General features: G+C 73.1%; 17 protein-coding genes. 16 read left to right on the top strand and 1 reads right to left on the bottom strand.

The genetic code is table 11. From position 1 onward, the window contains the following. Positions 1-33: 33 nt before the first annotated feature. Positions 34-2,001: an elongation factor G gene (locus HNR73_RS08700; RefSeq protein ID WP_184786778.1), complete on the bottom strand. Its 1,968-nt coding sequence runs from the start codon at positions 1,999-2,001 to the stop codon at positions 34-36. A 401-nt stretch (positions 2,002-2,402) separates the two neighbouring features. On the opposite strand from HNR73_RS08700, the gene HNR73_RS08695 reads away from it, so the two are divergent. The 16 genes from HNR73_RS08695 (at position 2,403) to HNR73_RS08620 (ending at position 25,656) form a co-directional block, all read left to right on the top strand. Beyond that, positions 2,403-4,100: a phage tail sheath C-terminal domain-containing protein gene (locus HNR73_RS08695; protein ID WP_184786777.1), complete on the top strand. Its 1,698-nt coding sequence runs from the start codon at positions 2,403-2,405 to the stop codon at positions 4,098-4,100. Between the two features lie 9 nt (positions 4,101-4,109). Continuing rightward, positions 4,110-4,499 carry a hypothetical protein gene (locus tag HNR73_RS08690; RefSeq protein ID WP_184786776.1) on the top strand — a complete coding sequence of 130 codons (390 nt, stop codon included), beginning with the start codon at positions 4,110-4,112 and terminating at the stop codon, positions 4,497-4,499. A 6-nt stretch (positions 4,500-4,505) separates the two neighbouring features. After that, positions 4,506-5,777 carry a hypothetical protein gene (locus HNR73_RS08685; RefSeq protein ID WP_184786775.1) on the top strand — a complete coding sequence of 424 codons (1,272 nt, stop codon included), beginning with the start codon at positions 4,506-4,508 and terminating at the stop codon, positions 5,775-5,777. Continuing rightward, complete coding sequence (locus HNR73_RS08680) at positions 5,774-6,451, top strand: hypothetical protein (RefSeq protein WP_184786774.1); 678 nt, start codon at positions 5,774-5,776, stop codon at positions 6,449-6,451. The genes HNR73_RS08685 and HNR73_RS08680 overlap by 4 nt, the downstream gene beginning before the upstream one ends. Further along, positions 6,451-7,419, top strand: coding sequence for a contractile injection system protein, VgrG/Pvc8 family (locus HNR73_RS08675; RefSeq protein WP_184786773.1), 969 nt, complete (start codon positions 6,451-6,453; stop codon positions 7,417-7,419). The genes HNR73_RS08680 and HNR73_RS08675 overlap by 1 nt, the downstream gene beginning before the upstream one ends. After that, positions 7,416-8,066 (top strand): phage baseplate assembly protein V, encoded by a 651-nt coding sequence (locus HNR73_RS08670; RefSeq protein ID WP_184786772.1) that lies wholly within the window; start codon positions 7,416-7,418, stop codon positions 8,064-8,066. Before HNR73_RS08675 ends, HNR73_RS08670 begins: the two co-directional genes overlap by 4 nt. Then, entirely contained in the window at positions 8,066-8,539 is a 474-nt protein-coding gene (locus HNR73_RS08665) for a GPW/gp25 family protein (protein ID WP_184786771.1), read from the top strand. The genes HNR73_RS08670 and HNR73_RS08665 overlap by 1 nt, the downstream gene beginning before the upstream one ends. A gap of 82 nt (positions 8,540-8,621) precedes the next feature. After that, positions 8,622-10,334: a baseplate J/gp47 family protein gene (locus HNR73_RS08660; protein WP_184786770.1), complete on the top strand. Its 1,713-nt coding sequence runs from the start codon at positions 8,622-8,624 to the stop codon at positions 10,332-10,334. Beyond that, the gene (locus tag HNR73_RS08655) at positions 10,334-11,599 is read left to right on the top strand and encodes a hypothetical protein (protein WP_184786769.1); all 1,266 of its coding nucleotides are present in this window, start codon (positions 10,334-10,336) and stop codon (positions 11,597-11,599) included. Before HNR73_RS08660 ends, HNR73_RS08655 begins: the two co-directional genes overlap by 1 nt. A 9-nt stretch (positions 11,600-11,608) precedes the next feature. Beyond that, positions 11,609-12,106, top strand: a complete 498-nt coding sequence (locus HNR73_RS08650; RefSeq protein WP_184786768.1) for a hypothetical protein — start codon at positions 11,609-11,611, stop codon at positions 12,104-12,106. An 11-nt stretch (positions 12,107-12,117) separates the two neighbouring features. Further along, the gene (locus tag HNR73_RS08645; protein WP_184786767.1) at positions 12,118-13,077 is read left to right on the top strand and encodes a hypothetical protein; all 960 of its coding nucleotides are present in this window, start codon (positions 12,118-12,120) and stop codon (positions 13,075-13,077) included. Between the two features lies 1 nt (position 13,078). Next, on the top strand, positions 13,079-14,863 hold the full coding sequence (locus HNR73_RS08640) for a hypothetical protein (protein WP_184786766.1): 1,785 nt from the start codon (positions 13,079-13,081) through the stop codon (positions 14,861-14,863). Further along, entirely contained in the window at positions 14,860-15,753 is an 894-nt protein-coding gene (locus HNR73_RS08635) for a hypothetical protein (RefSeq protein ID WP_184786765.1), read from the top strand. The genes HNR73_RS08640 and HNR73_RS08635 overlap by 4 nt, the downstream gene beginning before the upstream one ends. Further along, a complete protein-coding gene (locus HNR73_RS08630; RefSeq protein WP_184786764.1) occupies positions 15,750-17,249 on the top strand; it encodes a hypothetical protein in 1,500 nt (499 codons plus the stop codon). Before HNR73_RS08635 ends, HNR73_RS08630 begins: the two co-directional genes overlap by 4 nt. Beyond that, positions 17,246-20,494, top strand: coding sequence for a hypothetical protein (locus HNR73_RS08625; RefSeq protein WP_184786763.1), 3,249 nt, complete (start codon positions 17,246-17,248; stop codon positions 20,492-20,494). Before HNR73_RS08630 ends, HNR73_RS08625 begins: the two co-directional genes overlap by 4 nt. Continuing rightward, positions 20,491-25,656, top strand: a complete 5,166-nt coding sequence (locus tag HNR73_RS08620) for an RHS repeat-associated core domain-containing protein (RefSeq protein ID WP_184786762.1) — start codon at positions 20,491-20,493, stop codon at positions 25,654-25,656. Before HNR73_RS08625 ends, HNR73_RS08620 begins: the two co-directional genes overlap by 4 nt. The last annotated feature ends 58 nt before the right edge of the window (positions 25,657-25,714 follow it).

The raw sequence follows: 25,714 nt of genomic DNA, 5'->3' as shown, positions 1-25,714 counted from the left end.
CAAGGGGCCTTCCGTCCGCCCGTCCCGCCCTGCTCAGGCGACGCGCCTGGTCAGTTGCAGGAGGTACTCGCGCCGGTTGAGCGGGTTGCCGTCGGTCCGCGACCGTTCCGGCACGACGGCGCCGCGCACCGGCTCGTAATGGTCGAACGCCGAGTCGAGCACCCCTTCGCCGCGCGCGATCCCGGGCAGCCGCTGTTCGAGGTCGTGCACGGAGGCCGCCGGGATGTCGCCTTCCAGTTCGCACACCTCCCCGCGGGTGAGCGTGGACTGCGGGACGGCCCGCAGTCGCGCCAGGACGGGCAGGACCGCCCCGAGCGTGTCGCCCGGGATCTCCAGGTGGAAGCGGTGCATCGGTTCGCACACCTCGGTTCCCGCCTTCCGCAGCGCGTCCATCAAGACCAATGGGGTGAGGTTGCGGAAGTCCCCGGCGGTGCTCGACATGCTCGGGTCGAAACTGCCGTGGCTGTGGCTCTGCCGCGCCCAGTACCCCGAGCGGGTCATGGTGACGACGACGTCGGTGACCCGCCATCCGTGGATCCCCTGGAGCAGGGTCTCCCGGACGGTGTCCTCCACGGCCCGGAAGAACGACGGCGGCATCGAACCCAGCTCCACGCCGAGCCGGAAGTCCACACCGCCGCCCGGCGGTCCCGCCTCGACGCGCAGCCCGACGGTCGCCAGGAACGGATTGGGCTCCTTGGCGATGATCTCCAGTGACTCCCCGGTCCCGACCGGCCGTTCGATGTGGACGGTGGTGGTCTCCCGGAAGGTGACCGCCACACCGAACTCCTCGGCGAGGGTCGCCTCGATGACCTCCTTCTGCACCTCCCCGTACAGCGACACGAAGACCTCGCCGCGGACGTCGTCCTGCCGCAGGTCGATCAGCGGGTCCTGTTCGGCGAGCTGGGCGAGGGCGGCGTGCATGGCTCCCTTGTCGGCGGCCCTGACGGGGACGACGACGGTCTCCAGCGACGGCGGTGAGAAGTGCCGCCGCCCGGCGGCACCCGGCGGTGTCTCACCGACGGTGTCGCCGATCCGGACATCGCCGAGGCCCCAGAGCTTCGCGATCCGGCCGGCGCGGACCTCATCGGCGCGTTCGTCGCCGCCGTCGGCGAAGACCCGGATCCCGGTCACCTTCGCCTCCTCGCGGGTGCCGAAGCGCAGCCGGTCGCGTGTGCGGACCGTCCCGGTGAAGAGGCGGACATAGGCGATCTTGTCGCCGGTCGGGCCGCGCTCGATCTTGAACACGCTGCCCGACACCGGTGCCTGCGCGTCGCCCGCCGCCGGGGGCAGCAGCGTCCGGATGCCCTCGGTCAGGGATTCCACGCCCGCGCCCGTGACGGCCGAACCGGTGTAGACCGGGTGGACCAGCGAGCGCGAGGTCTGGACGGCGAGTTCACCGTGGACCCGTTCGGGGGTGAGGCCGCCGTCGAGCCAGGCGGCGAGGAAACCGTCGTCGTGGTCGGCGAGGACCTCGGCGTCGGGCACGTCGAAGGGGACGTGCCGGGCCGAGCGGCTTCCGGGCGCGACGGTGGAGCCCATCGCGATGACGGCGGGGCTGAGTTTGGCGGTGATGCCGGCGATGCCCCGTTCGGGATCGGCGCCGCCCCGGTCGATCTTGTTGACGAAGATCAGGGTGGGGATGCGCAGTCGTTTCAGGGTCCGCATGAGCACGCGGGTCTGCGGCTGGACGCCCTCGACGGCCGAGACCACCAGGACGGCACCGTCGAGCACGCTCAGGACGCGTTCCACCTCGGCGATGAAGTCGGGGTGCCCCGGTGTGTCGATCAGGTTGACGGTCGTGTCGCCCAGCGCGAAGGACACCACGGCGGACTTGATGGTGATGCCGCGCTGCCGCTCCAATGCCATGGAGTCGGTCTGGGTACTGCCGTCATCGACGCTGCCGACGGCGTCGATCACTCCGGCGGCGTAGAGGAGCCGCTCGGTCAGGCTGGTCTTACCGGCGTCGACGTGGGCGAGGATCCCGAGGTTGAGGGTGCGCACTTGGCGTCATGTCCTTTTGGTAGGCCGAATTCGGAACCTGGTGGGACATGTGAGCTGTACGCAACGGAGTTCTCCTCGCCTTGGTGTGAATGCGTTCGGTGGGAGTAGATCAGGACCGCGGGGGAGCGGCAAGCGGATTTCCCGCGTGGCCCGGCCCGGAAGGTGCATGCACGCTCACACTCCCGGCCGATCTTCGGCGAAGCCGCACCGGCTCGGCGACAGCGCTGGTCAGGGGATCGGGTGGGCCGAAAGTACGAGTGCCCGGGGGGCAGAATCCGTTGATCGAGGCGACCCCATCGGGCATCGGGCCCTGCCCGCCCGGTTGTCCACAACGCCATCCTCGCCCCGCTCGGCGGGAGTGACGCTCTAGTCCGAGCATCCCCGCGGAGAGGACTGAAGCGATGGCCACGCTCATCGTGCCGGGAGTGCGGGTCGAGGCCCGCTTCGACATCCTGCCCCCGCTGCCGAGCCCCGCCGGGATCGTCGGCGTGGTCGGCATCGTCGACCGACCGACCGCCGACGGTTCACTCGTCGGCGTCTCCAAACTCGCCGAGCTCCGCGAGGTGCTCGGCCCGGGCACGGCGGTGACGATGCCCGAAGCCGTGCACGCGCTCGGCAACGGCGCGAGCGAAGTCGTCGTCGCCCCGGTTCTGGGGGGAGCCGCCGCGCGGCTGACCCTCAACAACCGCGACGGTGCCGCCGCCGTGCTGTTGCGCTGCCGTTCGGCCGGCGACTGGGCCAACGGGCACCTGGCCGTGGAGGTCCGCGAGAGCACCGACGCCGTCGGCGAGCCCCTCCGCGTGACCATGCGCGTCCTGCGCGACGGCGTCGTCGTCGAGACCCACAGCGACCTGCGGGTCGCGCCCGGTGAGGCCGACGACCTGTTCGGCACCGTCAACCGCGCGTCCGGCCACCTGGTCGCACTCGACCCGGGCATCGCCGGCGCGACCGCCGTCGGCCTCGACCTCACCTTCGATCCCAACGCCGATCCGGTCGAGATCCCGGTGAAGAACGGCGCCAACAAGGTCCTGGCCGTACTCGTCCCGGCCGAAGGCGCCGACCCGACCGGACTGCGCGTCGTGCTGACCGTCCCGTCGAGCGGCATCGCCATCGACGTGCACCAGAACGGGCTCCAGGAGTCCTTCCGGGGCCTGTCCCTCGACCCCGACTCCGAGCAGTACCTGCCGTTCGTCCTCGCGACCCGCAGCGCCTACCTGCGTGCCAGGAGCGCCACCACCCTCACCGGCGGCGACGCCCTCCCGGCCGCGACGGCCGCCCCGCAGCCCTTCGCCGACGGGACCACGCCCGGCGTCGACGCCTACGTGACCGCCATCGACCGGCTCGGCGACGACACCCGCATCGACCTGATCGTCGCCGCGATCGAACCGACCCGCACGACCGCACAGGTCCGCCAGATCCACCAGGCCCTGGTCGCCCACGCCGTCGCGATGTCCGACCAGGGCGCGCCCAGGATCGCGTTCGGCGCGGTCACCGCCGAGGAGCAGAAGAAGGTCGCCGACGTCCGCGACCACGCCTCCGTGGCCCGCAACCGCCGTTTCGTCCTCGTCTCCCCGGCCGGTGCCGCCGGAGCCGTCGCCGGAATGGTCGGCCGCCTCAACCCGCAGGACGCGCCCACCTTCAAAGGCGTCCCGCTGTTCGGCGTCGCCCCGGCGGGCTACCGCGAGAGCGAACTCAACGTCCTCCTCGGCCCGACCGTCAACGCCTGCGTGGTCGCCGACCGCCGGGGCCGGGGCGTCATCGTCCTCAAGGGAATCGACACCACCGGAGACCAGATCTCGGTCACCAGGGTCGCCGACCAGGCCGTGCGCGAGACGAAGGCGATCGCCGAGAACTTCATCGGCAGCCTCAACACCGAGTCCGCGCGGGTCGCGCTCAAAGCCCAGCTGGTCGCCACCTTCACACGGATGGAACGCGCCGGCGCGCTCGTGCCCTCCACCGACGGAACCGACCCGGCGTTCATCGCCGACGTCTACTCCACGCAGCAGGACTTCGCCCAGGGCATCATCCGCATCGACATCGCGGTTCGCCCCGTCCGGGCCATCGACTACGTGTACGCCACGATCCGGGTCAAGAACTAAGGGGACGCCATGCCGACAATCGTCGCCGCCGCAGAGAGCAAGGTGCAGGTCGACGGCACACCGGTCGACGGGGTGCGGGCCATCGACTACCGGACCCAGCAGGCCCGCACCAGCGTCTACGCGCTCGGCAGCACCGAACGCATCGGCGTCGTCGCCGGGGCCCGCTCCGTCGAGGGCCGCCTGCGGGTCGCCTCCACCAGCGACGCGCTGAACCAGCTCGCCGTCGACCAGTCCTTCGCACTGGTCGCCGAGTTCCAGCACGGCGCGACGAAGCTGACCGTCAGCTTCGAGGAGTGCTTCCTCACCGAGAGCGGCTTCGCCCTCGCCGTCGGGGAGTTCGGTGAGGCCGTCTACAGCTTCACCGCCACCAGGGTCACCGAGACCGTCACCCAGGGATAGGCGGACATGGCCAAGGTCAGCGTCGATCTCGCCACCGGCACCGCCACGGTCGCCGGACACGAGATCACCGTCGGCGAGCACCCGGACGGCCTGCGCCTGCACGGCCCGGACGGGCCGGTGCTGCGGGCGCTGAGCTTCGGGCAACGGCGCTTCGCCGTCCGCGCGGCCGAAGGCTGCCCCGACCCGGCCGACGCCCTCGCGCGCTCGGTCGGGTTCCTCGCCCTGGGCCGCGATCCCGAGGACGCCGCCGTCGAGGCGCTCGCACTCTTCTTGGCCGGCGCCCGCGAAGACGCCGGCGGCCCCGGACTGACCGAGGCCGCACTGGCCGTCCTGCGCGTGACCGGATGGACCGCCACCCAGCTCGACGACGCCGGCGCGGCATCCGTCGACGACCTCGCCCGTGGTCTCATACCGGCCGCGCCGGACGCCGACGACGGCTGGACCCGCCTGGAACTGGCACCCGCGACGGTCACCGAGACCCGCGCGGAACTCGCCGCCGACCTGCTCGCCCGAGCGGCTCGCCGCCCGCTCCCCGAGGACTACGGGCGGGAAGTCCGGCGCGGCCCCGGCGAGGAGTACGGGCGGGTCCCGAACGGACCGTCCACTCAGGACACGCGCTTCGGGGCGGCGCCGATGAGAGCTCCGGGTGCCGGGCCGGGCGCGCCCCCGTCCGGATCCGCCGCCGACGCGCCACGGGCGGCGGAACCGTCCACCGCGGACGGGCCCGGCACCCGGCCGGACCGGCCCGGAAGGCCCGGCAGGTACGTGGGCACCACGCCCGCGAACGCCGAAGGCTCGACACGGTCGCCGAAGCCGGACGGCTTCGACGTGCCGCGTTTCCCGGCCGACCCGTTCTCGGCCACCGGACCGGGACACCCGCCGCCGGGCCGGGGACCGTGGCCCGTCCTCCCCGCCACCGAACCACCCGCCGCCCCCGGTGCCGTCGACACCGAACGGGCGTGGCGTCCCGGCCGCCAGCAGGGCGCCGGGCACCGTCCTTCCTGGACGGCCCGCCGCTCGGCCCCGCCCCTGCCGGCGCCGGGCACGTGGACGCCGATCCCGAAGCCCGCCACCGCCCCCGAACGTGCCGGGACCCTCATCACCGGCCCGTGGGCACCCCTCGCCGAAGGCTCCGGCCCGCCGCTGCCCGCCACGACGCCCGACGAGCGGGCGGCGGGCGACCCGGTCCTGCGCCTCGTCGCCGACGACGAGGACCTCGCCGAGCGCCTCGCCCGCGTCCTCCACGACGAGGCCGACCTGCGAGGGATGGCGCCATGACCAGGCCGACGCCCCTGCTCGGCGACCTCACCCTCGACGCCGTCCAGCACATCGAGCACCTCCTCGACGGCGGCCACACCTCCACACCCATCACCGGACTCGACGGCGAACTCCAGCAGCGCACCGGCCGCCCCTCCCACCGCATCGTCCTGCGCGGCGAGATCTTCGGCGCCGACGCCGCCGACCGCCTCGGCGGGATCCAGACCGCCGCCGCCGAAGGCGCCGAACTCACCTTCGCCGCCGACATCGCCACCGCCCTCGAACTCCAGAAGGTCGTCGTCACACGCCTCCACGTCGTCGCCGTCGCCGGGCACACCGACCGCTACGGCTACGAACTCCACCTCGCCGAGAGCCCCGAACTCCCACCGCCGGCCGAACTCAGCGGCTTCGGTGGCCTCGACGGGCTCGGTGGACTCGGCGACCTCGGCTTCGGCGACCTGGGCGGGGTCCTCGACGACATCGGGGAACTCGCCGGGCAGGTCGCCGGAGCCGTCGACCAGGCCATGGCCGCCGTCGAGGCCGTGCAGGCACTCGCCGCCCTCGCCGATCTCGGCCTGCCCGACCCCTCGGGTCTCCTCGCGCCACTGAGCGGACCCGTGACCGCCGTGGGCGAGGCGGCGGCGGTGATGGGCGAAGCGGCCACCGCCCTCGGTGAAGCCTTCGGAGGTTCCTGATGAGCCTCGCGCCCGCCGCCGGCCTGACCCTCGCCGACCTGCGCTACGACGCCCAGCTCGCCACCGTCTCGGTCACCCTCGGCCTGCTGCCCGAGGTGAACCGCTGCCGGGCGGTGCTCCCCGCGAGCGTCCGCTTCGAAGCCGTACCGGGCGATCCCGGCGAAGTGTCCCTCACCGGCCTCGAACTCACCGGCGGCGCCGCCGAGGAGACCGTCCTGACCGGAACCGTCCACCGGGTCCGCCGCGACTCACGCTGGATCCACGTCGACCTCACCGACGCCTCGGGCGCGCTCGCCGCCGCCCGGCCCGCCGCCGGATACACCGGCACGACGGCGACCGACGTGGTCACCGCACTGCTCGGCGAAGCCTCCGCGACGCCCGGCGAACTGCGGATCGACCTGCCCCTGGCCGGATACGTCGCCGACCAGGCGCGCACCGCCGCCGAACACCTCGCACGCCTCGCCGCCCTCGCCGGGTGCGTCGGCACGGTCGCCGGCGACGGCCCCGTCTCCGTCGCGCCTCCGGCGGCGAGCGCCGAGACCGCGCTGCGCCACGGCCGCGACCTGCTGACCTACCGCGTTACCGAGCACGGCCCGCCGACGACGCGGACCGTCCCGGTCGGAGCGGGACCGGCCTCGCCGGAGGAACTGCGGCCGAGCCCGGACTTCCTGCCCGCCGACGCTCCCGAGGCCGCCGCCGACGTCCAGCGCCACGCCGAACCCGTGCTGCGCGTGCCGAGTGCGGCGAGCACGGCCTCCGACGCCGCCGAGTCGTCGGCGTCCCGCCGCTCCCGCCGCCTGTACGCGCGTTGTGTGCTGCTGCCGTCGCTGCGGCCCGGCACGGTCGTGGAGATCGCCGAGTCGCCCGGCGGCGTACTCGACGGTTCGTGGCTGCTCACGCGCGTCACCCACCGCATCACCGCCGGTCGCCCATCGGGGACCGAGATCGACGGGACGGCCGCGTCATGAGCGGTTTCGTCGAGGCCGTGGCGCGGATCGCGCGCCACGAGTCGGCCGCACGGGCGGTGGCCTCCGTCGGGCAGGTCACCGAGGCGCATTCCGGGGACGCCGATCACGCGGTCACCGTTCGCCTGCGCGACACCGGGCTTGTACTCGCGAAGGTCCCGGTCGCCGTCGGGATCCTCGGCCACGCCGCCATTCCGGCCGTCGACGACCTGGTTTTGGTCGTGTTCTGCGAAGGCGACCGCAACGCCCCCGTCGTCGTCGGCCGCCTCTACCACCCGGGCCTCAACCCACCGGATCACGCCGACGGGCAGGTCGTGCTGAGCCTCCCGGCGGGGGAGACCGAACCGAAGGTGCGGGTCCTCGTCGAACCCGGCGAGAACCGGGCCGTCGTCGAGATCGGCGGCGAGGTCCGCGCCGAGATCACCGACAAGGTCGTGCACCTGCGCATCGACGACGAACTCTCGGCGAAGGTCGACTCCGGTGGGGGAGGGCGCGTCGAGCTGTCGGCGGGCGGCTCCTCGCTGACCTTGAAGAAGAACGGCGACGTCACCCTCAAGGCGGCCGGGAAGCTCGAACTCTCCGGTACCGAGGTGGCCGTCAACGGCACGGCGAAGGTCGCCGTCAAGGGCGCGATCGTGGAGTTGAACTGATGGCCGACACCGACCTGCTGGTCCTGCCCCACTTCGTCGCCCACGACGCGAGCGACGCCGACCTGTCGACCGTGCCCCGGATCGCCGTCCGGGTCCGGCCCGACGGGGGAGTGCAGCCGGGCGGCCGCGCCGAGGTCGCCGACCTCGCCGTCGTCGCCGAGCGCGAGAACCTCGCCCAGGCCTTGATCCTGCGGCTGCTCACCCCCGTGGGGAGCCTCGCCTCGCTAGGGCATCCGGAGTACGGATCGCGTCTGCACGAACTGATCGGCGCACCGCGCGACTCCGCTCGCAGGCACCTGTGCCGGGCCTTCGTGCTGGCCGCCGTGGCCGCCGAACCGCGCGTGGAGCCGGGCGCGGTGGGCTTCGACTTCGATCCGGCGTCGGAAGGCCCGGACTCCCTGGTCTTCACCCTCGTCGTCCAGCCGACGGCCGGCGGCGATCCCCTCGCACTGAACTTGGAGGTGGGGGCATGAGGAACGACGCGCCGGTGGCCCGCGAGACGGGCACGGCCCGAAGGCTCGCGGACGACGAACGCCCCGAGAAGGGCGGAGCGGCATGAGCTACGTCCCGCGCGCCTACCCCGACATCGTCCGTGACCTGCTGACCACGCTGACCGGCGGTGTCGTCCGCGAGCAGATCACCGTGCCCGCCGGCGACGAGCCCGTCCTGGTCCTCCAGCAGCTCGCGCAACGGCCGGTCCGCCGGGTCTCTCACCTGACCGGACGGATCACCGCCGGGAAGGGCGCCAACGCGCGCGAGATCGACTACCGCTTCACCCCGGCCGACTTCGAACTCGTCGGCGGCGAGGGCGGTGAGCCCGACGCGATCGCGTTCCGCCCCGGCGGCCGCAGGCCCGTCCCACTGTCCACGGTGGTCGTCAACTACTACCCGCTGGTCGCGTCGCCCGCGCCTCTCACCGACCTCAACGTCGGCTCGGTGACCCGCACCCTCCTGGAGAGCGTCGCCCGCGAACTCGCCGAGCAGTACGAGCACCTGCGCCTGGTCTACGAGTCGGCCTTCGTAGACTCCGCGACCGGCACCTCCCTCGACCAGGTCGTCGCCCTTGTCGGCGCACAGCGGCTCCCGGCGGGTTTCCCGGTCGTGACCTTGCGTTTCACCCGCGCCGCCGGGGTCCTCGGGCAGGTCACCGTCCCGGCGGGCACGGCGGTCGTCGACGCCGCGGGAAACCGCTACCTCACGACCGCCGCCCTCACCCTCGAACCCGGTGAGCCGGAGCGCTCGGTGCAGGCACGCGGCGAGACGCAGGCGACCCCGGTCGTCGCGGCCGGCGCGCTCGACCGTCCCGCCGTGCTCATCGCCGGCGTCGGCCAGGTCACCAACCCCGAGCCGGCCCGCGGCCTCATCGCTCCCGAGTCCGACCCCGACCTGCGCCGCCGTGCCAAGGCCGCCCTGCACGGCGTGGTCCGCGGCACCACCGACGCGCTCCTGTTCGCCGTCCGCTCGGTCCCCGGCGTCAAGGACGCCACCCTCACCGAGGCGCCCGGCGAGGTGACCTTGACCGTCGTCTACGAACAGGACACCGCCGAGGTCCGCCGCCAGGTCCAGCTCGCCATCGACGACACCCGCGCCGCCGGGATCCGCGTCCACAACGGAGCCGCCGAACCGCTCACCGTCGGCGCCCGGATGCGCCTCACCGTCGCCGGCAAGACCGCGCCCGTCGGCTCCGAACTCGCCGAACTGAGCACGGGAGCCGTCGACCGGATCACCACACTGCTGCGCGGCATCGCGCCCGGCGGGAAGATCCGGCGCGCCCAGCTCGCCGGGCAGGCCCTCGCCGACCCGCGCGTGGTCGACGCCGAGATCACCCTCCTCCCCGAGGGCGGCGCCGAGACCGACGAACTCCAGCTCCCCGAAGGTGTCACGGTCAAGGCCGGGAACGTCGAGGTCACCGGGGTCGAAGCCGAGGAGGCCACCGCCGGAAGCGCGACCAGCGCCGTCGCCGACGTGTTCCTGCCGCTCCACCTCAACGCCGGCGTCACCGCCGCCGAGGCCGAGACCGCGATCACCGCCGCCGTCGACGCCCACCTCGCCGGGCGCGCGCCCGACCAGCCCCTCACCGTCGACGGCCTGCTCGCCGCCGCCCGCGACGACACCCGCTACGCCGTCGTCCGCACCGAGGTCACCGTCACCGTCACCGACGCCGACCGCTTCCTCCAGCTCACCGACGGACAGGGCTCCTTCGCCCCGCAGACCGGGCAGGCCACGGCACGCGGAACCGTCACCCTCGACGTGCGAGAGGGGGCGTGATGGCGCACGCCGCCCGCATCACCGCCCGCCTCCCCGCGCTCTACGCCGACGGGGAACTCGTCCGCGCCCTCGTCTCCCACCCGGCCCTGGCCTGCGAGATCACCGACGAGGACGTCCTGGAGATCCGCCGCGCGCACTTCTTCGACGCCGCCCTCGAACTCACCGAGGCCGCCGGGCTCGCCGCCCTCCTCGACCTGCCGCCCGAACCCTGGCAGGACCTCGGCGCCTACCGCTCCTGGGTCCACGCCCTGCGCGAGGCGACCCTCGACCACGGCGCCGTCGGCGTCCGCGCCCTCCAGGTCTTCGTCGAGGAATACCTGTCGCGACTCACCCTCGCCACCGGCGTCCCCGGTCTGTTCACCGCGATTCCCGACCGCGAGAGCGACTGGGACGCCGAACCCGCCACCGACCGCGCGGCCTTCACCGAGAACCCGAAACGCGAGATCGTCGCCCTGCCCGGAGCAGTCGCACCGCTGGCGCGCTTCAACCTGCGCAACGACGGCCTCGACCCCGCGCCCGTGGGTTTCCTGCTCACCGGCCTGGCCGACGGACCCGAGTACGTGCCCGTCCTGGTCAACCTCACCACGGGAAACGCGCTCGTCCACCTCGACGCCGTCCCCGTCGGGCAACGCCTGTGGCTCACCTCCGACGGCCGCGCGGCCCTGGAGAACCACGACGTCACCGACCGCGTTCGCCGTATCGAACAGGTCGAACCCGGACAACCGTGGACCCCCGCCGAGGCCCTGCCCGCCGGACAACCGCTGACCCTCGCCCGCGGCGACAACGACCTCTGGTTCCTCACCGTCGCCCACCACGACTCGCCCGGACTCGACCGCGTCCTGCTCGCCATGGCCGACCTGGAACTCGCCCAGGGCGCCTACGACGCCGCCCGCCTCGACCACGCCCTGTTCGCGCAGGAACCGGCGGTCGCCGTGTCGGCGTCCTGGCACGAGACGACCCCCGCCGCCGTCCGGGTGACCCTCCCGGCGGGAACCCTGCTCACCCGCCATGACGCCGATCCCGGCCTGGCCGTCCGCGAGCAGACCGGCACCGCGCTCGCCGCGGGCCTGGCCCGCCTCTCGGTCGCCGGGGTCGAGACCACCGTCGACCTCGCGCCCTTCCGCGAGACCCAGCCGCAGCAGGCCTACCTGACCGGCCGCGGCCCCATGATCATCCGCGAGGGCGGACCCACCGGAGCCGACTCCCTGCCGGAATCGGGCGGCCTGTTCGACGTGACCCCGTTCGAGGACTCGACCTTCCGCTGAGGAGTGACCATGCGTGCCCGGATGCGCCTTGAGTTGACCGGCCGGCGCGGCGACCTGCTCGCCGTCCGCGAGGCCCGCAACGCCGTGATGCGCGGCGGCGCGCTGCTCGTCGCGGCCCTGTTCACCGGAGCCGAGGACACCGGCCCGATCAGCCACCTCGGCGTCGGGACCTCCGACGCCGCCGAGAGCGACGCCTACGACACCGCCGCCCTCAGCAACGCCGACCCCGCCCTCGAAGGCGAGACGGAGGCGCCGGTACCGCCCAGCGCCTTCACCGTCGTCCCCGACCCGCAACGGCGGCTCGCCCTCGTCCGGGTCCGCGCGACCCTCCCGGAGACCTCCGCGCTGGGCACCATCCGCGAAGCGGGACTCCTGTCGCGGACCGGGGACACGACCGTCCTCTACAACCGGGTCACCTTCGCGCCGGTCAGCAAGGGCGACGACCACGAGCTGACCCTGTTCTGGGAGATCACCTTCCCCTACGGCGACCTGCACGGCCTGGCCTGAGGAGTACTCGAATGCTTGCCACACTCAACGTTCAGATGCAGGGGCACACCCTGGCCTTCCGCGACGCCGAGGTGCACCTGACCAACCAGGCCACCGGCGCCACGATCACCCGCAAGCCGTTCCTGGACGGCAGCCTCGTCGTCCGCGACATCGACCCGGGCGTCTGGCAGATGAAGGTGACCCACCCCAACCTGACCCTGCCCATCGACAACCGGCCCATCCGGATCTTCGACCAGCGACCCCCGACGCTCGTCCCGATCCCCGTCCCGGCCGACCTGTTCCGCGACAGCCCGATCCGCGACATCCCCGACGCCGACGTCGGACCGGTCCAGGCCCTCGCCACGACGGCCCGCGACCGCGCGCTCCCCCTGGGCGGCAAGGCGTCCGGCGAGGTCATCCGCGCCTCCGACTGGAACGGGCTGGTCGGCACCGTCACCGACCTCGCCAACGCGGTCCTGCAACTGGCCGCCCTGGTCTCCCCGCGCGGGCACGACCACCCCGAGATCGCCGAGAAGATCGCCGAGGTCCAGGGCAACCTCCGCCGCTTCGCCGAGTCCTTCGGGCACTCCCTCCTGGAACTCCGCCGCGAGATCGAGGCGGGCACCCTCCACCAGCGGCTCACCGACGTCCTCGCCAAAGGCCAGGCGGGAACCGACCTCAAGGACCGCCTCAATGGCCGCGTCCTCGACCTCCACCGCAGCCTCCAGGGCGACACGGTCCTGTTCAGCCAGCAGCTGTCCTCGACCGGTTCCGACATCATCACCGGGATCCACGAGCTGGCCACCCAGCAGAGCGACGGCGGCACCGCCTTCCTCGCCGACACCCAGGTCAAACAGGTCCTCGCGATGGCCGGCACCTACTTCGACGCGGGCACCCAGACCCGCCAGGAGAGCGAACTCCAGACCTACCGCCAGAGCACCGCCAAGGGCGGCCCGAAGCTCGGCGCCGTCTTCACGATCCCGGCGGCCTGACATGACCACCTCCGCCGACCTCGACCGCCTCCAGGCGCTGCTCACCAGACTCACCCCGGTCGCCGAACGGCAGCGCGGTGAGGTCATCCGCGCCGACGACTGGAACCTCGTCGTCGGCAGCCTCATCGAGCTCGCCCGCGCCGTCCTCGCCGAGGCGGCGTCGCCCGTCGTCGCCGACCACGACCACACCGACCAGGTCCAGCTGTCCTGGCTGGACGGCCGCCTGCGCACCCTCCTGCAGGCCGGACCGCTCGCCGACCCGGCCGCGCTGGCCCGGCTGTCCACGGTGGAGAAGCGGCTGGCCGGTTCGGGCGGCAACCTCGACACCGTCAAGACCGACCTCGACGCCCTGCGCGACCGGATGACCCAGGTGACCACCCGCGACCTCGTGCGCGAGGCCGACGTGACCACGGTCCGCCGGTCGGTGGCCGCCATCGGCGACACCCGCCGCGACATCCTGTCCCTGCGCGAGACGATGACCGCGATCCGCACCGACCTCACCCGCGCCATCGAGGTCGGCCGCGACCTGGAGGTCGACGGCGAACGCGTCAACATTCCCGCGCTCGTCGCCGCCGTGGCCGCCCTCGAAGTCCTCCGCGACCACCTGACCCTGCCCGACGGCCGTCCCCTCGACGCCGCCGAACTCGAACGCAGGCTCACCGAGCTGACGAACACCCTCGTCACCGAGGAAGAACTCGACGAGGCCCTCGAACCCTTCCGGCGGCCCGTCCCCGACGACGTCCTCGAAGGCGTCAAGGCCGACGTGCTCACCTCGACCCTCGCGCAGGTCAACCCGAAGATCGACGACCTGCGCACCGAGACCGCGTCGACCATCGACGAGCGCCTGTCCGACCTGGACGGACGCATCGGCGAGTCCGTCGACGACCGGCTCCCACAGGTCCGCGACCAGATCCTGGTGAGCGTGCGGGAACTCGTCGACACCGCCGTCCACGACGAGGACACCGCCCTGCGCGGACACCTCGAACAGCGCCTGACGGCGACGGCGAACGGGCTGCGCACCGAACTCGGCGGACGTGTCGACGCCGTCGAGGACGGCGTCCTGCCCACCGCCTCGGCGGAGGCCACCCGGCAGCTCGACCAGCGCCTCCCGCCGGTCCAGACCGCCGTCGTGAACCTCGGCACCCGCACCGGGAAGGTCGAGTCCGACGTGAGCGGGCTGACCGCCCACAACGGCACCCAGGACGCCGCCATCGGGAAGCTCGGCAACGACGTCGGCTCGCTGTCCGGCCGCGTCGACCGGGAGGTTCCGGCGGCGATCGCCACCGCCGACGCCAACGCCCAGGCGCGCATCTCCGAGGCCGCCGGGAAACTCAAGAACGACCTGACGGCCTTCTGCGACCAGCGGATCGGCGAGCGCCTCGACGACGTGCTGAACCAGCTGCGCGGCGAGGTCCGCGAGATCGTGCGCGACGAGATCGGGCCGGTCCGCGACGACCTCCGCAAGTACACCGACGAGCGCATCCGGGCGCGCTTCGAGCAGCTGCCCGACGACATCCTCGCCGTCTTCAAGGCCGACTTCGCCCGCCAGGGCCCGCTGTACCAGCTGATCATCGAACGCAAAGGTCTGCGGTCGGCCGCGCCCGACCCCGCCCCCAAACCGGCCACCGCGACCGCGCTCTCGGCGAAGACGTCCACAAAGGACGAAGCCGCTACGCCCACGACCGCGAAGAAGACCTCCCGGCGCAAGAGCGCCACCACCGACGACGGCGCCGCGCCCGCGAAGCGGACCTCCCGGCGCAAGCGGGACGGCGAGGAGTCCGGATGATCCGCGACCTGGAGGTGCGTCTCGCCGAGATCCTCGGCGAGCGCCTTCCCGCGCCCTTCACCGGCCGTGTCGAGGCCGCCCCCGCGCCGGGCGCGCCCGGCACCGAGCCGCGCGTGGTCGTCGCGGCGGTCAGCGCCGAACGGGTCGTCGGCCAACTCGGCGGCGACGGGCCGCGCATCGTGGCCGGATCATCGCTCCCGCGCCGGGTCCTGCGCCTGGCGTGCGTCCTCACGGCCGTCGTGGAACCCGCCGACGACGCCGGGCGGGAACAGCAGATCGCGGGCCTCGACGCCCTCGGCTACGCCCTCGACGACCCCGGCCTGCTCAAGGCCCTCGATCCGCCGCCCGCCACCGACCCCGGCTTCCAGCTCGACCGCCTCGACCTGACGGGCCTGTCGGCACCCACCGACCCGGCCGACGGACCGGTCACGGCGACCGTGGCGGCGCTCGGATCCTTCTGGCCGACGGGAACCACCGGGGCCTCGGGACCGCAAGTCGTCGAGATCCGCGTGCGCGCCGGGCTCGCCCCGGTCGAACTCGTCCTGCCACCCGACCCGTTCACCGCGGGCGGACCGGCGGGGACGATCACCCTGCGGGTCGGCGGCGTCGGCACCCTGCGCCTGCGCGAGACCGGACCGGCGACCGAGGACTTCGGGAAACTCGCGCTGCGGCTCGTCGCGGCGGGCGGGAAACCCGGCGCGGGCGCCCTCTCCGGCGGCACCGCCGGCGCCCAGCCGGGCGTCCGCCTCGTCGACCTGAGCGGCGGACTGGCGTCGGTGACCTACACGCCTCCCGCCGACGCGGCACGCGACTTCCTCGTCGTGTCCCTCGCCGACGCCGACGGCGGTACCTCCACCGAACTCGGCCGCGCGCTCCTGGAGGTCCGATGACGGTCTTCACGGTCGCCGGGGAGGTCTCCGCCCGCGAGGTCGACGTCATCAGCCTGCCCGTGGACGTCGGCAACGGCGTCGACCTCGGCTACGACTGGGGCGCGGTCCCCGGCACGGACGCGGCCGAGGTCACCGCCGCCGCGCTCACCATCACCTCCGCGCCGGGGGAGGAGTCGCTGAGCCTGCCCGTCACCGCCGACGGCGACGGGCTCATCATCACCCCACCGGCCCACGTGGACGTCAAGACCCTCACCCTCGTCGGCCTGTACCGCCTCGACGGCGAGGACAAGATCACCGTCCGCTCCGAGGCCGACCTCGCCGGGCGCCTCGCCGTGCGCGTCGAACCCGCGACCGGCGGCGGCTTCGCCGCCCCCGCCTACAGCGTCCCGCCCGTCTGGGGCCACGACCTGATCCCGGCGACCCTCACCGGCGCGAGCATGGGCTACTCGCCCTACCCCGCGCTGCGCCTGCCCACCGGACTCCGCGCCAAACGCCTTCGCCTCAGCCTCGTCACCGGCGACACTCCCGAGGAGTTCGAGGAGCGGCCGTTCGGCGTCGACCGGATCCAGGGCCTCCTCGTCCGCCCGCCCCGCGACCTCACCGTCACCGGACCCGGCGGAACAAAAGTCCTCGACGTCCCCGGCGAGACGCCCGCCGGGCGCCGCTTCGACGTCGACCTGACACCCGAGGCACAGAAACTGCTGTCCACCGCGCTCGCCGCCGGGCAACCCCTCACCGGCGCGTTCACCGTGCGCGGAGCGGCCGGTTCGAAGGTCCGCCTGACCGGCGGGAAAGTCCACGGCGACCTGATCAGATCCTTCCCCGGAGTACGCGGTACGACCCTGCGCGGCGAGGCCGTTGTCCCGGCGGAGTTCGCCGCGACGGTTCCCGGCGACGTCCGCGGCGACCTGACCGTCGCCTACCTTGGCCTGCGCGTCCACACCGAACCGTCCGACGCGTTCCCGGCACAGCAGGGCGGGATCGCCGGACCTGTCCTCACCCCCGACGGCCTCCCCGTGACGCGTGCGTTCCCACCCGCCGGGATCGGCCAGCACCCCCTCGCGCTCGTCGGGCTCATCGGCCGCGCCACCGGCGACTGCGCCATCACCCTCACCGTCACCCGCCCGAACGGTGAGCCGCTCGGACCGGCCGCACAGGCCCAGGTCCCCGCCGCCGAACGCGTCGGCACCACCTGGATCACCCTGCCCGCACCGGTCACCGTGACCGAACCGGCCGCCCTCACCGTGACCGTCACCCGCGGACGTTTCCTGTGGGCGGCCGGAGACCGGCCCCTGGCCCGCCTCGTCATCGCCGACCCGGCCCCGCCCGCCACCCCCGTCACACTCGGCGCGACCGTCCTCGCCGCCGTCGACGCCGACGGGATCCACCTGCCCGCCCACCCGCTGCCCCCGAACCTCGCGGCCGGCGCGCCCCTCGCCTCGGACCTGTTCGTCCAGGTCGACCTCTCCGACGTGGTGATGAGGTACCGACGATGAGTCTCCTCGACGACCTCCAGAACATCGACCTCGGCGACATCCTCGACGCCCGCGCCGGGATCAGCGCCTCCGTTTCCGGCGGCGAGGTCCAGGTCATCATCGACGGCGGCGCCGTCACCAGCGCCCTCGGCCCGCTCGGCGAGCAGGTGACCGCCGTCCTCGACGCGCTCGACGACCCCGCCGGTCTCATGGCCCCGCTGATGACGGTCCTCACCGAACTCCTGCGAGGGCTCGGCGACACCGAACTGCCCGTCGCCGAACTCGCCCGCGCCATCGCCGAGGGCACCGGCGTCGTCGTCTCCTTCATCGGCGGCTTCGCCGAGAACCCCATCGGCGCGGCGGGCGTCCTCGGCACCGCCCTCCCGGAGGCGTTCGGGACCCTCAACCGTCTCGCCGACGGTTACCAGCTCGCCGGTGTCGACGCCTTCGGGGCCTTCGACGCGCTCACCGCCCGCGCCGAAGCCGGGATCACCGACCCGGCCGAGCTCATCCGCCTCATCATCGACGTCCTCGCCCCCTTCCCGCGCGAGGCACTGGAAGCGCTGCGCGAAGGCGCCTCCGCCGTGCTCGGCGCCGTCGCCGGCATCTCCCTCCCGGCCACCCGCACCGTCGGCATCACCGCCCGCCTCGATGCCGTCGCCGTCGCCGCCGCGACCGGGGACGCGGCCGCCGTCGCCCGCGCCATCACCGAACTCGACCGCGTGCGCGCGCAGGCGATCGACGCCGTCCGCGCCGACCTCGCCGCCGTCACCGCCGCGATCGACCGGATCCCCGTCCTCGACCTCGCCGGAGCCATCGGCACCGCCGGCCAGGCCCTGGCCGGTGCCGAGAAGACCGTCCTCGAACTCTTCGACGACTGGCGCGGGGACATCGCCACCATCCGCGGCTTCATCGAGGCCATCGACCCGGCCGCCGCGATCGCCCAACTGGACCCGCTCGTCGACAGCCTCGAAGCATTCCTGCGTGAGAACTTCGAGGCCCCCATCGCCGGGATCGCCACCGCCGTCGCCGGACAGATCCACGCCCTGTTCGCCCACATCCCCGTCCGCCCCGTCCGCGAGACGATCCGCACGGCCCTGCACGACGCCGCCCAAGCCGTCGAGGACACCGACCTCGACGCCCCCGCCGAACAGATCCGCGCCGTCCTCCGCGACCTCCGCGACCTCGTCGGCCAGGCCGACCTCGGCGAGCAGATCCAGGACGCGCTCGGCGAGGCCACCGGCGCCCTCACCGGCGCCGTCGACGGCGTCATCGCCGCGATGGAACAGGTCAAGGCCGCCATCGACCTCATCGCCGAACCCGCCGCCGAGATCCTCGACCGCGCCGTCGCCGCCGTCCACGCCTTCGCCGACGCGGTCGGCGTCGTCGCCGGCGCCGTCGACTCCCTCGACCTCACCGCGGCCGCCGACGAGGTGATCGCCAAGATCCGCGAGATCCGCGAGGCCGTCGAAGGCGCCATCTCCGAGGTGCCCCTCCCCGAACCCGTACGGCCGCTGATCACCCAGCTCGTCGAGCAGCTCGAAGCCCTCGACCTCGACGGCGACCTCGCCGGCAACCCCATCATGAAGCCGATGCTCGACGTCGTCGCGAGCCTCCAGCTCTCCGACACCCTCGGCGGCATCGTCCACGAAGGACTCAACGCCCTGCGCGAGGCGGTCGCCAACCTCGTCCCCGCCCGGCTCATCGCCGACATCGAAGCCGAGATCGGCGCGGCGCTCGACGTCGTCACCGGCTTCGACCCCGCGAGCCTCCTCGGCGAGGCCGGCGGATTCATCGACGGCATCGCCGAACAGGTCGAATCCCTCGACCTCGAAGCCGTCGGCGCCGCCGCCCACGCGCCCTTCGCCGAACTCCTCGCCGGCTGGGACCGCCTGCGCCCGAGCGTGCTCCTCGAACCGGTCATCACCGCATACCGCGACGCCCTCGACGCGATCCCCATGCCCGAACCCCAAGAAGCGGCCGCCACCGTCGGCGCACAGGTCAACACCGCCGCCGACAAGGCCGGGCGCGCCGCCACCGCCCCACTCGCCGAGGTCGTCCCCGGCGCCGAACCCCCGCCCGCACAAAGCCCCGCACCGCGACGGCCCACCGTCCCCACCGAGACCGAACTCGCCGACCTGCGCCCCGGCGACGTCATCCGCCTCTTCGGCTACCTCCCCGCCAAACTCCGCGAAGCCCTCGCCGCCCTCGACGCCGGACCCGCCGGACAAGCCCTCGACGCCCTCGACGCCCTCATCGGCGGCCTCGCCCGCGACCTGCGCGCCGCCGCCGTCGAACTCGCCGCCGTGGAGAACCGCATCGACGCCGGCCTCGACGCGCTCGTCGCGCCGCTGGCCGCCGCGCACGTCCGCGCCCAGGTCGCCCTCCAGGCGAACCTCTCCGGCGCCGAGCTCACCGTCTCCCTCAACGGCGTCAACCGCAGCGGACCGGCCGCGTTCCGCGCCGAGATGTCCGTCCACACCGGAGAGGCCCGCGGCCGCGTCGCCCGCACGGGGAGCAGGCACGCGCCGATCTCGGCGAAGCTCAACACCATCGCCGCCGGCCTGGAGACCTCACCGCTCGCCGACCTCACCGGAGGCGTCGACGCACTCCTCGCCGCGCTCGACCCCGAGCCCCTCGCCGTCGAGGTCGACGAACTCGTCTACGCCATCGTCCAGCTCGCCCCGGTCCTCTTCGAGGCGGTCGGGCCGGCCGTCACCTCCGCCGTCGAGCGAGCCAAGGCGCTGTTCGGTGCCCTCAACCCCACCGCACTGGCCCAGCGGATCCTGCTCGCGGCCGTGCGCGCCCTCCAGGAGGAGCTCGCGGTCTTCGACCCCGCCGTCCTCGCCGCCGAACTCGACGAGGTGCACCAAGCCGTCCGCGCCACCGTCGCCGCCTACGACCCGGCGATCCTCGCCACCGAACTGATCGGTGTGCGCGACGAGCTCGCCACCGCACTGCGCGGACTCGATCCCGCCGCCCTGCTCGGCGACCTCGGGGGACTGACCACCCTCATCGAACGCGCCGCCGACGCCGTCCCCACCGACATCCTCAGCGGTTTCCCCGACCAGCTCACGGCCCTCGACGAGGCCTTCGGCGCCGTCGACTTCGACGCCGTCCTCGCATCGGTCGCCGAACTCGGACCGGAACTCCTCGAAGCCTTCGCGCACGCCCTCGACGGCGTGCGCAACGAGATCGTCGCCCTCCTCGAATCGCTCAGGTACGCCACCGCGAGCATCGAGGCCCACGCGGAGGTGAGCACGTGATCCGCTACAGCACCGACGTCCCGGGAACCACGCTGCGGCTGGCCTTCATCCGCGCCGAGGACGACGGGCGCCTCCTCGAACTGCGCTGCGGAGACCGGATCCACGCCCGCTGGGACGGTGAGGCGCTGATCCTCGGCGACGAGCTCGCACGCGTCTCCTCACGACCCGAACCCGACGGCTTCACCCGCACCGTCGAGACCGCCGAACGAACCTGGACCGAGCGCTACTCCTGGGACGCCGACGGGCACATCGTCCACGTCGACGGTGTCGACGTGCGCCGAGACGAGCGAGGGCGCATCACCGCCTGCGTCGACACCGACGGCGGCGACACCTGGCGCTACGGCTACGCCGGGCGCCACCTCTCGGTCATCGACTCCCCGGGCGGCACCCGCCACCTCACGCCGGGCGAGGACGGACGTCCACTCTGGACGCGGACCGACGGGCGGCGGCACCGCCTCGACTACGACGCCGACGGGGCCCGCGCCGCACAGGCGCCGGAGACCTGGCATCACGACGACGCCGGCCGTCTGTGGACCGTCCTGGCCGAGGACGGCACCGTCACGGCGACCTACCTGTGGGACGGCGCGGCCTGTCTCGGACGGATCGACGGACCCGCCGACCATCCACTGTCGACGGTGTACTCGCTGGACCCGGGTGGGACGCCGGTGCGCGTCATCGGCCGCGACGGCTCGGTCCGCGTGCCCCGCGACGCCTTCGGCGAAGGCCTGCTCGCCCACGCCGGGACGCCCGGCCTGTTCGGCGGAGCCGTCCATCGGGGACTCGTGCACCTGCCGGCCCGGGCGCTCGATCCCCTCGCGGGCGCGTTCTGCGCCGCCGACCCCTATGACGGCGGAACCGGTGACCCCCGCCGCGCCGAGGGCTACGACGGCGAACTGCCCGTCGAGACCGCGACCGGGCCCTACGCCGTCTGTCGCCACGACCCCGTCGGCCGCACCGACCCGAGCGGCGCGATCTCCTGGTGGCTCCCGCTGTCGGACTTCACCTGGGGCCTGCAGAACAACATCGTCTCGACCTTCGGGCTCGACTTCACCGTCAACTGGTGGATCAGCCTTCTCGGCTGCCAGCCGGGCCGCTGGTTCAACTTCGCGGGCGCCAGCACCTCCGACCGGATCGGCGCCTACGCCCTCCGCCGCGACGGGATCCTCGCCAGCGACCGCTCCTTCACCTTCGCCCACAACTGGTTCGTCAACGACGTCGGCCTCCAGCGGGTCACCAAGACCGAGCTGTTCGATCCGGTGGAACCCTTCGCGCCCGCCTGCTACGGCACCGTCCTGCGCCTGGCCCGAACGGCGGCCTCCGGACCACCGCCGATGCTGCTGTCCGGTGATGCGACCTTGAGCCGGTCGCCGCTCACCTGGAACCGAGGCGGGGGACCGGGCACGCCCGCGATACCCGGCTCGGCCGCCTCGGTCTTCCTCGACGGCGGGGTCTTCTTCTCCCAGCCCGACGACACGCCCTGGCGCGCCCACACCGACGCGACCCTCACCGAGCTGTTCCCGATCGGCGCCCCGGCCGCCGGGAGCCTCGCCGCCGGGACCGTGGAAGCCCCGATCACCGGCGCCGACGGCCTCGCCGCCGCCCGCGCCGAGCAGTACGGCGTCGCCGACCTCGCCGCGCTGCAAGCCGCGACGCCCGTCGCGAGCTTCGGTCTCGGCACCCTCGACGCGACCGCCCGCACGGTCTCCTTCGACGGAGCGACCACGGGCAGTCCACGGCCCGGGAACATCCGGCCCGGGCAGGTCGTCCTCGTCGCCGGCACACCCGAGGTCGTCACCAACGTCACCGTCACCTGCGAGTTCGACCGCGCCATCACCGACCTCACCGGCACACTCACCCTCACCCAGGTCGTGACGACCGGAAACGCCTACGACGCCGCCGTCCTCCCCGACGGCACCCTCGCCGTCGCACCGACCGTCGGCGCGGGAGCCACCCGGACCCAGTTCCCGCGCTTCACCGCCGGCGAACTCGTCCGCGTCGACTGGACCCACGCCACCCAGCCCGGACCCGACGAGTTCGCCCTCACCACCGTCGACGGCGGTCACCTGACCCTCACCGGCGGGCGGGCACCCGTCCCCGTCGACGCCACCGCCGTGACCGTCACCCGGCTCACGCCGATCGCCGGGCCGAACGGCACCGTGGCGCAGGGCCGCAACGGGCGGCACCTCGCCGGAGAGTTCGCCGACATCGACCTGTGGCGCGGAGACCAGGCCGACGCGTGGTCGGCCACCGCGACGACCCTCGCCCTCAGCGACGCCACCGGCTCCCGTCCCGTCCGGATGAAACCGCCGCCGCCTCCGACCACACCGCCGACTCCGCCGCCCGTCCCGGACTGGCGCCTCACCTTCGGCGCGGTCCCGTCGGCCACGGGCGCGGTCATCGTCACCGTCCCGCCCGCCCCGGCCAGAACCGGCTACTACGCGACGGCGAGCACCGACGACACCGCCACCCGGATCGCCGACCCGAGCGGCGGCACCGAACCGACCGGAGCGAACCTCGTCATCGTCACCGGCTTCGCGCCCGGGGAGACCCCTGTGGCCACCGGCCGCTCGGAGAGCGGCCACAGCCGCACCGCCGAGGCCGACGAGGACTTCGAGACCGACAAGTACCAGGGCCTCGCCGATCACGAACTGATGCACACCGTCCAGTCACAGCGGCTGGGACCGTGGCTGCTGGCGTGCTTCCCGCTCGCCCTCTTCGAGCTCGGCCGGATCGCCCCGGCGCTCCGCGACTTCGACATGCCCGACTACTCGGCCTTCGGAGAGGCGACCATCTCGGCCCCGGAGCCCGGCAAACGGATCCTGAAGGTCGACAACGCGGCCGGAGTCACCTACGGCAAAGGTGACGACGTGCAGATCTGGACCACCGGACAGCCCACCATCGCGACCCTCGGCGAAGCCTTCGGCGGTGGGTTCACCGTCATCGTGAAAGACGTGGCCGACGGTCCGGTCGGCATCCGCAAGGTCAACGTCAGCACCGGCCTGACCACCTACCGCGCCTTCTACGAGGCCCTCAGCATCCTGACCCACACCGGGATCATGAGCCTGGTCAGCGGCACGATCTGGGGCGGTCTGTTCTACCTGATCGGCCGCGGCGGGGAGATGCTCCACCTGCTGCGGACCACCACGAAGTGCGACGCCGACGTCGACCCGTCGGACTCGAAGATCCTGGTGCTGAAACCGGGAGGCGACGACAAGGAGAAGGCGGAGACGCTCGCGAAGTTCCGCAACATCCCCCGGGTCCTGCTGAAGAAGGGCGACGACTCCGTCCTGCGCGAGGTCGCCACCGCCGACCCGCCGACGCTCGTCCTGGCCGCCCCGGTGAACATGTCGGGCCGGATCACGGTCTCCACCGACACCACCCACGGGTCGATCTGGGACGACGTGGACTACTTCCCGGCATCGGTGCCCGACCCGGCCCGGCCCGGAACGGTGAAAATCGAGAAGGTCGGCGACAAGACCCTCACCCTGCACATCCACGACCGGGTCATCGTCGAGTTCGCCGACGCCGTCGGCTCGAAGGACTCCAACTCGGTCCGCACCTACGTCTCCCACGTCCGTGCGGACGGCCTCGTCGAGCTCCAGGACCCGCCGTTCGTGAACAAGCAGCCAGCCGCCGTGGGCCGGATCGCCAAGATCGCGTCCACCGACGGCGCGGGCTGGGCCGACAGCTGGCTCCTCGAACGCATGGGCATGGACTGGATGAAGTGGATCTACGACCCCTACGGGCAGCTCACCCAGCGCACCAACCCGGAGCACAACTCCGCCGGGGAGATCGTGGCCCGCGTCTTCCGCTACCTGATCGGCGGCAAGTCGTGGAGCTTCGTCCCGCCGGTCTTCGGTTACTACTGGTGGGACAATGCCTTCAACCAGCCCAGCAACGGCTACAAGTCCAGGATGGAGCAGGAGGCCTCGCAGGAGAGCGGACGGCTCTACAGCCCCGAGGGGCGCCTGCGCGTCGAACCGAAGGTGGTCGGCGACATCGGCCGCTACTGGTACTTCATCTCCAGCAACGGCAACCCCCTCGTGGCCGGGTTCCAGAACGGCCCGGGCGTCACCGCGCCGCAGGTCCCGACGGTGATGCCGCTGGTCACCGACGAGACCGGGACGACCTCCCCGCCGTTCAACAAGGGCGCGACGGTGCCCGCGCAGACGCCCGTCGCCGGTGCTCCGCCGAACCCCGGCGGCTGTGTGCCCGACGTCTTCTACGTCAAGACGGCCGTCACCGGCGAACCCACCGGCGCCGCCCGGGCCTTCCAGTTCACCGACCAGGGCGCGATCCCGCTGCTGCCGGCGACCGCCTTCAACGCGGGCCTCCACGTGGCCTTCTGCCGCCCGGGGAAGCACCGCATCACCCTCGTCGACGGCTTCTCCGACACCGACAGTGAGACCAAGGCCCGCGACGCCCAGGACCGCGGCATCCAGCGCGTCTTCTATGAGCGCCAGATCGACGACGTCGCCGTCGTCATCGGCGGTCTCCCCGTCGCCGAAGGCGCCACCGTGCGCCTCCTCGCCGGTCAGCGCGCGCCCATGACGGTCACACCGGGCGGTCCTGGACGCAAGCACGCGCTGACGGTCGTGCGCCCGGCCGACGGGCCGATCCGCACCGCCGACGACGGCGACACTCTCATCGCCGCCGCGGCCACCCCGCCCGGCACACCCGCGCCGGCCGAGATCAGCCGCCGCTACCGGCCCGGCCCCGAAGGCGTCCACACCGACGGCGGCCTCGCCGGCCGCCGCGTGCACCTCGACCGCGACGTGCACATCCCCGTGCGCGTCTTCGCCGTCGAGGTCTCCACCACGCTCATACTGCGCTCGGCGACGGTCATCGACCCGGCCGACCCCGAGGCCGGCAAGGTCACCACGATCCACCCCGGTGCGCCCGTATTCCTGATCCTCCCGGTCACCACGACCGGAGCCCCGACCGTGTCGCCCGCCAACGCGGTGACCATGACGACGGAGCCGGTCGACGTACCGCCGGAACTCGCGCCTTTCGTCGGCGACGGCACGATCCTCCGGCTCACCTTCGAGGCACCGTCCGCCGCCACGCCCTTCACCATCGGCGTCGCGGCCTCGATCCCGGGCGCACCCGACGAGGCACCGGTCGCACTCGTCACCGAAGGCCTCACCCTGGAGACCACCTGACCACCGGGGTGTACCCAGGTACACCCCGACCGGGCAGCCCGGTCCAATGTCGACCACC

It is taken from the genome of Phytomonospora endophytica (genome assembly GCF_014202425.1).
In the GTDB taxonomy this organism is placed as follows: Bacteria; Actinomycetota; Actinomycetes; order Mycobacteriales; family Micromonosporaceae; genus Phytomonospora; species Phytomonospora endophytica.
Note: the sequence above shows the minus strand (reverse complement) of the source record. Positions and strands in the feature narration are given on the sequence as shown.